This is a genomic window from uncultured Fibrobacter sp. (assembly GCF_947305105.1).
Classification (GTDB): domain Bacteria; phylum Fibrobacterota; class Fibrobacteria; order Fibrobacterales; family Fibrobacteraceae; genus Fibrobacter.
In genome coordinates, this window is sequence record NZ_CAMZCS010000005.1 from 1 (window position 1) to 12,706 (window position 12,706).

Genomic DNA, 12,706 nt, shown 5'->3' on the forward strand with positions numbered 1-12,706 from the left:
CTTCGGAAATGCCGTCCTGGAGCGGGCGGTTGCGTTCCGGGAAGGTGGTCGGAATGATGTGGTCCACCGTGGCGAACGTGCGTTCCGGGAACAGAACCTTCTGGCCTTCTTCGCGGAGCTGCGCAAAAGCCTGCGGGCTCGTGACTTCGTGGCAGAGGTGGAGCCCGATAAAGAGCTGGCACTGGCCGCTCGGGAGCTTTGCTACCGTGTGGCTTTCAAAAATCTTCTGATAGAGTGATTTTCCCATGATTATGTCTCTTTTTGTTTTTGGCGTTTTATTGCGGCACAAATATAGAATTTTACACGGGAAACTAAAGAGCGGTTTCTGGATATAATTGAATTATGGGGCATTGAATTGTGGGCTGTTCATTGATTGTCCGTGTCATTTTCTTATATTTTGGCTGTACTTACGAAAAACTTACAGAAATGTTGCTGGAACGGTTCTTCTTTCTATAATGTATAATTGCATGGATGTTTTTTCTCAAACCTCTCTATAAGGATAATCTTATGAATAGAATATTATGGGTTTCATCTGTTGCATTAGCAACCGCTGCGTGTTTGACCGCTTGCGGCGATGAGGTCACCGAAGTCTCGACCACGGGCGTTGCATCGGTTGCCAAGTTCAAGGATTTGGGCGAGTGTTCTGCCAAGAACGAAGGTGAACTGGTGTTCGTGAAGGATTCCGCAGCGGTGTTTCTCTGTGCAGATAGCGTGTGGAATGTGTTGAGTCCATTGGCAACGAACGATTCCGACGGCAGTGATGGCGCTGACGGGAAAGACGGCAAGAATGGTGCTAACGGAAAAGATGGCAAGGATGGTGAGAACGGAACGTCGTGTACGGCGAAAGCCCTCAAGGACAAGTCCGGTTTTGAACTCTCCTGCGGAGGCAAGGTTGTCGGAACCATTTCAAACGGAACGAATGGTCTGAAGGGTGAAGACGGGGCTTCTTGCGAGGGTAAGGAAAACGAGGATGGTTCCGTCACGATTTCGTGCGGAGGCGATGAGGTCGCTACCATCAAGAATGGCGTGGACGGCAAGTCCGCTTTTGAACTTTCCGGTTTCGAAGGCACCGAGGAGGAATGGATTGCTTCGCTAAAGGGTGAACCTGGTACAAGCTGCACGATAGCTGATGATGACGATGGTGTAGTTACTTTGCAGTGCGGCACAGGCGATGATGCCAAGACGACCAAACTCTACAAAGCGATGTGCGGAGCAATCGCTTACGATCCTGAGGTGAAGATTTGTGATGAATCGGGAAAATTGCTGACCAAGTGCGGCAAAGACGATAAAAAAGGATTTAATCCAGAAACACATTTCTGCTATGACGAAGCGGTTGGTCAGGCAATGCCGTTTTGTGCCGGAAAAACATATACAACTTTAGAATTCTGCTATCAGGGGAATGGCGTCTATCCTAAGTGCGGGGATAAGCTTTCGCCATATAATCCCAATGAAAAAATTTGCGTAAACAACAAAATTATGGACAGATGTGGTGACGTTGGGTATGATCCGGAAAACCAGATGTGCGATAAACGCGATCTTAAGGTCTATGGATTTGTGACTATCGGCAGTGGTGAAAAAGCTCAAGTATGGATGACGCAAAATTTGAACTACTATGATCCGTTAGACCCGACCCTTAAAGATAATAGTTGGTGCTATGAGGCTACCGATGGTGATCAGAAAACTGAAAATTGCGACAAATATGGTCGCCATTATACGTGGGCTGCAGCGGTTGGAAAGACTAGAGAGGAGTGTGGTGCTGAAGCTAACGGTTACTGCTTTAAAGATGATTACCGGGATGAAGATTTCTACGTTCGGGGCATTTGTCCCGCTGGTTGGCATGTTCCGAGCGTAACAGATTGGAAAACACTTGCAATTAACGTAGATCCAAGCATAAATGGTGTATGGAATGATTCCAACCACGCAAGTACGCCGCTCAAATCGAATACCGATGATTGGAGGACTGGTCGTGGAACAGACGATTATTCATTCTCTGCACTGCCTTTGGATTATAGGTCTATCGAAGGTGGATGGGGTAGGTATGGAGATAGGGCCTACTTCTGGACATCGGTGGAGGTCATCTGGTCTCATTCGTTCTATGTGATTCTGCCGACCGAACACAACATGATTATAAGCAACTCGTACAAAGACCATGGATTTAATGTTCGCTGTATAAAGGATAAGGATTAGCTTAATTCTTCCATAAAAAGAAATAACCCGCAGCCGATTGGTTGCGGGTTTTTCTCTCTCGTAAAATCGTTTGATTATTAGTACTGTTCCAACTGAGTGTCGAACTTGTATTTGTCTTTGTAGTAGGCAAGCATTTCGCCGACATTCTTGAAGCCTCCGTTGCGGGCGGCCTGGCGGATTTCGGGGTCGGAGCGCAGCATCTTGCGGAGTTCGGTATCGATATCCTTGAAGAAGAGGTCGTTGCTCGCCATGGCGACATGGTTCTGGTTGAAGTCCAGGTGGTAGCGGCGTTCGAGAGTCTGGAAGAGTTCGGACTGGCAGGCATTCTCGGGCGGCTTGCGGTGAGCGACCGGCAGGTAGCACTTTTCGATGTAAGCCTGCTTCATCTCGACAATCATCTGATCGATGGCGGGGATGTTGTGGTCGGAGTCATGGTTGGCGATCTCGACGGAGGGCTTTTTGACGGAGGCGCAACCCATGAGGATTGTCGCGGAGATGGCAAGCGTTGCCAGGATGCTTAACTTCATTTTCAATACCTTTTTGACTTTTTAACCTTTCTATCAATCCCACATTCAAAGTTATTTAAAGTACGGGGAAAAAACGATAGTAGAATTGTAAAATAAACGCAATAAACGGCCCGAATTTGTGATTATTTTCTGTTATTTGGCGTTTCTGTGACTAGGCTCACGGAGTGAGTCTTTTAAGGGGCGTGACGGCTATCACGGAGGGGTCGGTTTGAACATGTAGAACCATTTCATGGGGTCAATTACTTTATACTTAACTCCGCCGATGGTCTTGTCTCCGTTCTTCGAAATAAGGCCTGTAACGATGTGGGCGTGAGGCCCTGTAGTGCGTCCCGTAACGCCAATGGTCGCGATAGGGTCGCCGGGCATGACTTCTTGCCCGTCCAAGTAAAGCAGCTGGTCACAATGCATGAAGAGAATGACATCTTTTTCGCGCACTAGCCCGATAATCGTTCCGCCGTTCTTGTCGCGACTGGTCCACGCCTTTGCCGAGAACGGGGCGAGGATGCGCGCGCCCTTTTTGCTAGCAAGGTCGATGCCGTGGTGAAGTCTGTGCTTTGCTGTGGCTTCTTTGTAATAAAATTCAGTCAGGTAAGCGATGCTGTCGGTGACGATCGATGTCCAGTATTTCCAGGCGGCTCCGATGGAGTCGGCGGCTTCTTGGCCAAGGTTGTCCGGCCTCGAGAACTTGATGGTGGTGCCTTCGGGCGGGATATTGAAATTATCGGTTCGCCATGAATAGGTAGGGTAGTTGTTCTCTTCGAGAGTTGTTTCCACGTACTGCTGCACCATCTTGTCGGTCGTGATGATAGCATTGAAACGGCCAATGGCGTAACGGGCGATGCGTTGCAGCGATTCCTTGCCATCGAACGTAAATTCGAAAGACGGGGCGACGGTCAGGCTGTTGCGTTCCTGGATTCTGTTGCGCTCGTTCGAAATGGTTGCCGTGACCTTGGTAATTTTTGCGAACGGAAGCATGAACGCAATGAGCAAAAACAGTGGGAACAGCACAAGGAAAATCTTTGGAATCCCGTCGATCGGGTTCTTCTTGAGAATGCTTATCTTGTGCAAGTTGCTTACAGTATGGACAAACTTTTCCGGTTCGTTTGCGAAACGGCATCCCTTGAGTTTTTTCAACTTGAAGGGGCTTCTCTTTACTGCTTTCGCAATCGTCGGGTACTTTTTCTTGTCCGGCTTTTCGGGCACGTCCCAGAGAATGGCGCATTTCCCGATGTTCTTTGCATCGGCAAGGTAATTCGATGCTGTTGCCGCAGAATTTGCAGACAAAATAAGGAGCCTGCAAATAGAAAGTATTCTGTCGCATCCGCCGTTGATTTCGTCTGTGGGGAGGACGGCAATGACGTGCGGAATTTTCTTCTTAATTTGTTCGATATTGTGGAAGAAATTCCTGAACGAGTTCTCGTCTTCGGGAACGTGGCCTATCTTGGGCGTGATGAAGCCGCAGCCATCGTCTAACTGCGTCAATTCATCGATCAGCTTTTCGCCGAGTGGCTTCAAGAAAAGGTCGTCTGTCGAGATTGGGGCAGTCCCGTGATACCTGCTCGAAAGGTCGATAACAACAAAACGCGCGCCAGCGTTCAGCGCTAGCGCGAATTTTTGCAAGGCTTCGAAATCAATCTCCGTTTCGCTCGGGAAGGCAACTAGAGTCAATCCGCCTTGGTTATACAGGTAGTCGAGGACTTTCCTTTGCATAAATTAGGCTTTTGCGGAGCCCTTGGGATAAGTCACGCCAGAAGGGGGAGCCTTCACGAAGTTGTCCACCTGCATGTAGAGATCTTCGGGGGAGGCGGTCGGGTTGAAATAGATTTCCTGGTTGCGGTTCATGCTGCGGCCCTTGAGCGGTTCCTGGCGGCGCGGGCGAGAAACGACACCCAGCGGGAGCACTTCGAGCAGCGGGAGCAGGCCGAAATAGCGGAACAGGCTGAAATTCTTCTGCCAAGTCTGGCGTTCGGCCAGGATGGCGAATGTGCCTTCGAAGATTGTCCTGGACTGGAGCAGTTCATCGGAGGTCATGGTGACCAGTTCGTGGTTGGTGGGGAAGTTGTTTACGAAGTTGACGAGGTCGCCCTTGAGGTAGTTGGCGTCGCACAGAAATACGAATTTCATTGTGTGTCCTTGTTTTTTTGAATGTATGAGTGCAAAATAAATCTTTCTAGGGCATTTGTCACCTTATATAGACGCTTTTAACCCCTACTTTCGTCCTAAAAATTTTGATTTTACAAACATTTTACATATACAGCGATTTTTAGGGCGTAATCAGCTTAAAAATCCTTTATCAGTATTCTTTTTTACGGGGCTTGGCTTTGAATATTTTAAAAACTGCCTGAAAATTTTCGCTGTAAGTCGTTGAGTATCAATGAGTTACGCACAATCGTAATTTGCATTTTTTTACAAAAGGTGTCTTTTTTTTGCTAAAAACGAAACATATTTTACAATTTGACTTTTAAATACATTATATTTGGTGATTGTTATCACGTAACCGGTCAAGCGGTTCGTTAGAGTTTTTCTATCGGGTCGATAGTGTGAAACGATGGATTGCTTGAAATTATGTGTTTTAATGGGAGAACGTAAATGAATCGAATGAAGTCTATGGCCGCGCTGCTTGCCTCCGCTGGCGTCTTGGCATCTTTTGTAATCGCTCAAGATGGAAAAGGTGGCGCTGCTGCAGTTGAAAATAATGCTCCTTCCGTGAACGGCATTCCTGGTGAATCCATTCAGGAGGGCGGAAAGTTTGCTACGATCAAGTTGGATAGCTATGTATCTGACGATATGGACAAACCTGAACAAATCAAGTGGTCCGTATCCGGAAACAAGAAACTCAAAGTTTCCATCAAAGACCGCGTAGTGACGATTGAAACGCCGGATAAATATTGGAACGGCTCCGAAGATATCACTTTTGCGGCGACCGACACCAAAGGTGCGGTGGGTTCCGAAACGGTGAACTTCACGGTAGAGTCCGTTAACAATCCTCCGGTAGTCTCTGCGATTGCCGACCAAACTATCGACGAAGGCAAGCAGTTCAGCAAGATCAATCTCGACAACTTTGTCACAGACCCCGACCACCCGAAGGACCAAATCTTGTGGGAATTCGACATCCAACCGGTGGGCAAGGATCAAGCCGACGGCGACCTCAATGTTGAAATCGACCCGAAGCGCGTTGCGACGATTGTGATTCCCGACCCGCACTGGTATGGTACGGCAAAAATCAAGTTTACCGCGACCGATGGCGAATACGCAAGCGATTCCAAGACGGCGACCTTCACGGTCAAGCCGATTAACGACCCGCCCGTATTGCAGAAGATTCCGAGCCAGACGATCGAAGAGAAAAACGAATTCGAATCTATCTCCCTGTCCGATTTCGTTAGCGATGTTGATGACGACGTCTCCAAGCTCAAATGGTCTATCAGCGGCAACAAGGACCTCAAGTTCGATATCGACAAGTACGGTACCGCAAACATCAGGATTCCCAATGAATTCTGGAACGGTTCCGAAGCGGTGACCTTCACCGTGACCGACCCGGCCGGTGCATCCGCCAAGACGACGGCAAACTTCACGGTCAAGTCCGTGAACGACCCGCCGGAGTTCATCAAGGACGTTCCCGACCAGACGATTGACGAAAAGCAAGACTTCAAACCGGTCCAACTGGACCAGCTGGTCAAAGATCCCGACCACACTTTCGAACAACTTAAATGGACAGTTTCTGGCAATAAAGATCTCAAGGTTGCCCTGAACGGAAAGACTGCCACCATCGGTGTTCCGAGCAAGCTCTGGAACGGTTCCGAGACGCTCAAGTTCAAGGTTTGCGACCCGGCCGGTGCCTGCGCCGAATCTGAAACTCCGTTCACTGTGAACTCCGTGAACGACAAGCCGGAATTCGTGAAGGCTATCCCGAACCAGAACATCGACGAAAAGAAGCAGTTTGCAAAAATCAAGCTCGACGAATACGTGAAGGACGCCGACCACAAGCATTCCGAACTCTCCTGGGATGCCGACGTGAAGCACCAGGGCAAGATGCCGGAATCCGGCACGCTCAACGTGAACATCGACGAAAACCGCGTTGCTTCTATTGAAATTCCTGACACCTACTGGAATGGTGCTGCCGTGGTGACCTTCACCTGCACCGACCCGGATGGTGCTGCTGTCAAGCAGGATGTCACCTTCACGGTGAAGTCCATCAACGATATCCCGGTCTTCAAGAAGATTCCGGACCAGGCCATCGAAGAAAAGAGCGAATTCTCTTCTATTATTCTTGACGAATACGTGAACGATGCCGACCACGACCTCTCCAAGCTGAAGTTCGAAGTGACTGGCAACAAGGATATCAAGGTCAATGTGAACCAGAAGACCCGCGAAGTCTCCTTCAAGACTCCGAGCGAACTCTGGAACGGTTCCGAAACGGTGACCATCACCGCTACCGACCCGGAAGGCGGCAAGGCCTCCTCTGCATTCAAGCTCTCCGTGAAATCCATCAATGACCCGCCGGTCATGAAGGACATCGCCGAACAGTCTATCAAGGAAAAGGGCCAGTTCAAGCCGGTTGAACTCGACAAGCATGTCGAAGACCTCGACCACGGTAAGGACAAACTCAAGTGGACCATCACCGGCCAGCGCGAACTCAAGGTTTCTATCGATGCGAACCGCGTGCTCAAGGTGACTCCGCCGAGCCCGCAGTGGAACGGTTCCGAAACGCTCGTCATCAAGGTCACCGACCCGGATGGCGCTACCGACGAACGCTCTGTTGCCTACACGGTTGAATCCGTCAACGACGTTCCTGAATTCGTGAAGCAGATTGCTCCGCAGACCATCAAGGAAAAGGAACAGTTCCAGGTCATCAAGCTCGGCGAAATGGTTAAGGACGCCGATAACAAGCTGAGCGACCTCAACTTCGCTGTCACCGTGAGCCCGGCTCCTGGCGTGAAGAACAAGGGTGGCGACCTCACTGTTGAAATTGATGCTAACCATGTCGCCAAGATCCAGATCCCGAACAAGATGTGGAATGGCGCCAACGAAATTTCGTTCACCGTGACTGACCCGGAAGGTGCTAAGACCACGTCCAAGGCCGTGTTCACCGTGACCTCCGTGAACGATGTGCCGGTTCTCAAGAAGATTCCGGACCAGATGATTAGTGAAAAGATGCAGTTCAGCGACATCAAGCTCGCCGAACTCGCCTCTGACCCGGACCACAGCTTTGCCCAGTTGAAGTGGACCATTTCCGGCAACAAGGATTTGAAGGTCGAAATCAACAAGGACGGCGTTGCAACCGTCAAGGCTCCGAGCACCATGTGGAACGGTTCCGAAAAGATTTCCTTCGTCGTGACCGACCCGGAAGGCGCTTCTGCCAAGTCTGACGCTGTGTTCACCGTGAAGTCCATCAACGACCCGCCGGTCATGAAGGACATCCCGAGCCAGAAGATCAAGGAAAAGGAACAGTTCAAGACTATCGAATTGGATAACTTCGTTAGCGACCTCGACCACGACAAGTCTCAGCTCAAGTGGACCTTCAGCGGCCAGAAGGATCTGAAGATTTCTATGGACGCCAAGCATGTCGTGACGATTGCAACTCCGAACAAGTTCTGGCACGGTACCGAAACGGTGAAGTTCACCGTGACCGACCCGGAAGGCGCTACCGACAGCCGCTCTGTCACCTTCACTGCTGAATCCGTGAACGACCTCCCGGTCTTCACCAAGCCCATCAAGGACCAGACCATCCAGGAAAAGCGTGAATTCGCTATCATCAACCTGGGCGACATCGTGACTGACCCGGACCACAAGCCGGAACAGCTCTCCTGGACCTTCAATGTTGACGGTGCCAAGGGTGCCCCGAAGGGTTACACTCCGAAGCTCTCCGTCAAGGTGGACGACAAGCGCATGGCTCGCATTGTTATCCCGGACAAGTACTGGAATGGTTCTGAACAGATTACGTTCACCGTCGTTGACCCGGATGGCGGCAAGGCCAGCTGCGTTGCAGTCTTTACCGTGACCTCCGTGAACGATGCTCCGACCATCGGCAAGATTAACGACCAGGCTGTTGAAGAAAAACAGGAATTTGCTTCCTTCAACCTCGCCAACATCATCAAGGATCCGGACCACAGCTTCGGCCAGTTGAAGATCGAAGTGACTGGCAACAAGGACCTCAAGGTGAATATCGCCAAGGAAGGCGAAGTCACCATCAAGACCCCGAGCAAGATGTGGAACGGTTCTGAAAAGCTCACGTTCACCGTGACTGACCCGGAAGGTGCCAAGGCTTCTGCATTTGCAACCTTCTCCGTGAAGTCCATCAACGATCCTCCGATCATGAAGGAAATCGCGAACCAGACTATCAAGGAAAAGGGTCAGTTCAAGCCGATCGAACTCGACAACTTTGTCGACGACCTCGACCACCCGAAGAACAAGCTCAAGTGGAAGATTGAAGGTGCCAAGGAACTCAAGGTTTCTATGGACGCAAGCCACAAGGTGACTGTGACGCAGCCGAACCAGAACTGGCACGGCTCCGAAAAGATCAAGTTCACCGTGACTGACCCGGAAGGCGCTTCTGACAGCAAGACAGTTGCCTTCACTGTGGAATCCGTCAACGACGCTCCGGTGTTCGTCCGCGAACTCAAGGGCCAGTCTATCGACGAAAAGAAGCAGTTCATGACAATCAAGCTGGACGACCTCATCAACGACCCGGACCACGCCAAGAACGAACTTAAGTGGTACTTCGACGTGAAGCCGGTCAGGGCTGTTCCGGCCGCTGCTCCGGCCAAGAAGGGCAAGAAGAATAAGGAAGAAGCTGCACCTGCTCCGGCTGCGAACAACACGCTCTCCGTCAAGGTCGATGCCCAGCATGTTGCCACCATCGTCATCCCGAACAAGTTCTGGAATGGCGCTGCCGACATTACGTTTACTGCCAAGGACCCGGAAGGTGCCGCTGTTTCCAAGACGGCTCGCTTCGAAGTCCGCTCTATCAACGATCCTCCGAAGATTTCCGAGAAGGCTCCGAAGGGTGAAACTATCCGTGAAAACGGCCGCTTCACGACTATCGACCTCTCCAACCTCGCTACTGACCCGGATCACCCGGCTGCTAGCCTCAAGTGGACGTTTACCGGCAACAAGTTCTTGAAGATCAACCACCGTAAGGACAACACGGTCGAAGTCGCTCTGCCCAACCCGCAGTGGAACGGCAAGGAAATGATTACCTTCACCGTGACCGACCCGGAAGGCGCTTCTGCTAACCACAAGATGACCTTCGAAGTCACTCGCGTGAACGATGCCCCGAGCTTCGTCAAGAGAATTCCTGACCAGAAGATCAAGGAAGGCGACAAGTTCAAGCCGATCCAGCTCGACGATTTCGTGAAGGACCCGGATAACAAGCCGAACGAACTCAAGTGGAAGGTTTCTGGCAACCAGAAGCTCAAGGCTGAAATTTCTGCCAGCCGCGTGCTCACGGTTTCTGCTCCGGATCCGCACTTCTGGTGCGCTCCTGAAATGGTCGTGATCGAAGCCACCGACCCGGAAGGTGCTTCCACCTCCGCGACGATTACCTTCGAAATCACCTCCGTGAACGACGCTCCGGTGCTCAAGGACATCCCGAACCAGAAGATTCGCGAAAAGGGCGAATTCAAGGATATCGACCTGAACAAGTTTGTGCATGACCCGGATCACCAGAACCACGAACTCAAGTGGAGCGTGAAGGTGACCAAGGTCGGCGCTCCTGAAAAGAAGCCGGCTCCGCCCAAGAAGCCTGCTCCGAAGAAGGCCGCCAAGAAGGGTGCCAAGGCTGACGAAAAGGCCGAAGAGAAGGAAGCTGCTCCGGAACCGAAGCACGACGATCTCGAAGTCGAAATCGACAGCAGGAACATTGCTCATGTGAAGCTCCCGTCCAAGTTCTGGAACGGCGAACGCAACGTTATCTTCACCGTCGAAGACCCGGAAGGTGCCAAGGCAAGCAAGACTGTGAACTTCCTCGTGGAATCTGTGAACGATGCTCCGGAAATGAAGGTCATCAAGACGCAGACCATCAACGAGAAGGAAAAGTTCAAGCCGATCGACCTGAACGGCATTGCTAGCGACCCGGATCACCCGGTCAAGAGCCTCAAGTTCGAAGTCAATGCGACTCGCCAGCTCAAGGCTTCTATCGACAAGCTGAACCAGTTGTGGGTCTCTACTCCGGACAAGTTCTGGAGCGGTTCCGAAAAGATTACTCTCACCGTCCGTGACCCGGAAGGTGCCAAGGCTACCCAGCAGATTCTCTTCGAAGTCCTGCCGGTCAACGACCCGCCGGTCGTGAAGTCTATCGCTGGCCAGAGAGTCAAGGAAAAGGAAAAGTTCGAGCCGATCGACCTCTCCAAGGCCGCTGTCGACCCGGATAACAAGCCGAACGAACTCAAGTGGAGCGTTACGGGCAACAAGGACCTCAAGGTGGATATCAGGGGTACTCGCGCCATGGTGCTCACTCCGACTCCGAACTGGTATGGCAAGGAAACCCTGACCTTCACGGTGAAGGATCCGTCTGGTGCCAGCGCATCGACCAACGCCACGTTTGAAGTGGTCGCCGTGAACGATCCTCCGATTCTCAAGCCCATCCAGCCGTTCATGATCGAAGAAAAGAAGACGTTCGCTCCTGTGGACTTCTCCAAGATGGTCAAGGATCCGGATAACGCTCCTGAAGAGCTGACCTGGTCTCTCGACGATGCAAGGCCGATGCCGATCAAGACCAAGAAGGGCATCGTGATGAAGATGGGCAGGCCCAGCGTCAAGCATGAAATCAACTTCAACATCGACGAAAAGGGTGTCCTCACCGCCGAAATCCCGAACAAGTACTGGAACGGTACCGAAATTGTCACCGTCAACGTATTCGACCCGGCTGGCGCAAAAGCCTCCATCGATGTCAAGTTCGTTGTGAAGCCCGTGAACGATCCTCCGACCGTGAAGGAAATCCCGGGCCAGGAAACTCTCGAAGGCAAGGGCTTCAAGCCGATCAAGCTCGACGAATTCGTGACCGACCCGGATAACAAGGTCCACGAAATCCGTTGGAAGGTCACTGGTGCAAAGAACCTCGACGTGATGATTTCTGGCGGCCGCGAAGCCGTGATTAGGCCCAAGAAGCAGGATTGGTTCGGCGAAGAAACGCTCGTGTTCACCGCTACCGACCCGGCTGGTGGTTCCGACAAGACTGTTGCCAAGTTCGTCGTCAAGCACGTGAACTCCGCACCGGTTATGCGCGATATTCCGGACTTCACCATCAAGGAAGACGACCGTCAGGGCGTTATCGCAGTCATCAAGCTCGACCAGTATGCCCGCGACAAGGACAACCGCTTCGAAGAACTCAAGTGGTCCTTCACTGGCAACAAGTACCTGCAGGTGAACTACGAAAAGTTCAAGAAGACTGTGACTATTTCTCAGCCGCACGAAAACTGGAACGGCAAGCCGGAACGCATCACGTTCACGGTGACCGACCCGGAAGGTGCCAAGGCTAGCAGAGCTGCTCTCTTCACGGTGATTGCCGTGAATGACCCGCCGGTTGCTGTCCCGCACACCTACATGACCCAGGAAGGCGATGAACTGACCGTTCCCGCATCCGAAGGCCTGATGTCCGGTGTCAACGATCCGGATGGCGAAAAGCCGGTCGCTGTCGCTCTCGTCCAGAAGCCGCGCAACGGCAAGATTACGCTGAACGAACGTGACGGTTCCTTCACCTACATGCCGAACAAGGGATTCAGCGGCCTCGACGAATTCACGTTCAAGGTCCGTGACCCGGGTGGAATGTTCTCCAAGATTGAAACTGCCGAAATCAACGTCAGCTTCAAGATGAAGGACCTCCGTGGCGGCGACAAGAAGAAGGAAGCTCCGAAGGCTGAAGAACCGGCCAAGGACAAGGACGACGATAACGCCGACCAGCCCAAGAAGAAAAAGAGAAAGAAAAAATCCTAATCTTCGATAAAGCTATCGAAAAAGCCTTGCAGACTAAAAGTCTGTGAGGCTTTTTTTATAAG

At 51.4% G+C, this 12,706-nt stretch carries 6 protein-coding genes; 2 read left to right on the forward strand and 4 right to left on the reverse strand.

Annotated elements, in window-relative coordinates; all coding sequences use genetic code 11:
- A partial coding sequence (locus tag Q0Y46_RS03610; protein ID WP_297944994.1) for an aconitase family protein occupies positions 1-247 on the reverse strand: 247 nt, incomplete at its 3' end.
- A gap of 260 nt (positions 248-507) precedes the next feature.
- On the opposite strand from Q0Y46_RS03610, the gene Q0Y46_RS03615 reads away from it, so the two are divergent.
- Positions 508-2,187 (forward strand): FISUMP domain-containing protein, encoded by a 1,680-nt coding sequence (locus Q0Y46_RS03615; RefSeq protein WP_297944997.1) that lies wholly within the window; start codon positions 508-510, stop codon positions 2,185-2,187.
- Between the two features lie 77 nt (positions 2,188-2,264).
- Here the strand turns inward: Q0Y46_RS03615 and Q0Y46_RS03620 are convergent, their stop codons facing one another.
- The 3 genes from Q0Y46_RS03620 to Q0Y46_RS03630 all read right to left on the reverse strand — a co-directional run bounded on the left by Q0Y46_RS03620 (position 2,265) and on the right by Q0Y46_RS03630 (position 4,838).
- On the reverse strand, positions 2,265-2,714 hold the full coding sequence (locus tag Q0Y46_RS03620; protein WP_295860129.1) for a hypothetical protein: 450 nt from the start codon (positions 2,712-2,714) through the stop codon (positions 2,265-2,267).
- A 192-nt stretch (positions 2,715-2,906) separates the two neighbouring features.
- Complete coding sequence (locus Q0Y46_RS03625; protein WP_297945000.1) at positions 2,907-4,424, reverse strand: M23 family metallopeptidase; 1,518 nt, start codon at positions 4,422-4,424, stop codon at positions 2,907-2,909.
- 3 nt (positions 4,425-4,427) lie between these two features.
- Positions 4,428-4,838, reverse strand: a complete 411-nt coding sequence (locus Q0Y46_RS03630) for a hypothetical protein (RefSeq protein ID WP_290927265.1) — start codon at positions 4,836-4,838, stop codon at positions 4,428-4,430.
- 465 nt (positions 4,839-5,303) lie between these two features.
- Between Q0Y46_RS03630 and Q0Y46_RS03635 the strand changes: the two genes are divergently transcribed.
- On the forward strand, positions 5,304-12,644 hold the full coding sequence (locus tag Q0Y46_RS03635; protein WP_297945003.1) for a tandem-95 repeat protein: 7,341 nt from the start codon (positions 5,304-5,306) through the stop codon (positions 12,642-12,644).
- Positions 12,645-12,706 lie beyond the last annotated feature (62 nt).

Bases quoted from the DNA above. Each gene is read 5' to 3' on its own strand.
- Q0Y46_RS03615 (WP_297944997.1), top strand. From the start codon at position 508: ATGAATAGAATATTATGGGTTTCATCTGTTGCATTAGCAACCGCTGCG.
- Q0Y46_RS03620 (WP_295860129.1), bottom strand. From the start codon at position 2,714: ATGAAGTTAAGCATCCTGGCAACGCTTGCCATCTCCGCGACAATCCTC.
- Q0Y46_RS03625 (WP_297945000.1), bottom strand. From the start codon at position 4,424: ATGCAAAGGAAAGTCCTCGACTACCTGTATAACCAAGGCGGATTGACT.
- Q0Y46_RS03630 (WP_290927265.1), bottom strand. From the start codon at position 4,838: ATGAAATTCGTATTTCTGTGCGACGCCAACTACCTCAAGGGCGACCTC.
- Q0Y46_RS03635 (WP_297945003.1), top strand. From the start codon at position 5,304: ATGAATCGAATGAAGTCTATGGCCGCGCTGCTTGCCTCCGCTGGCGTC.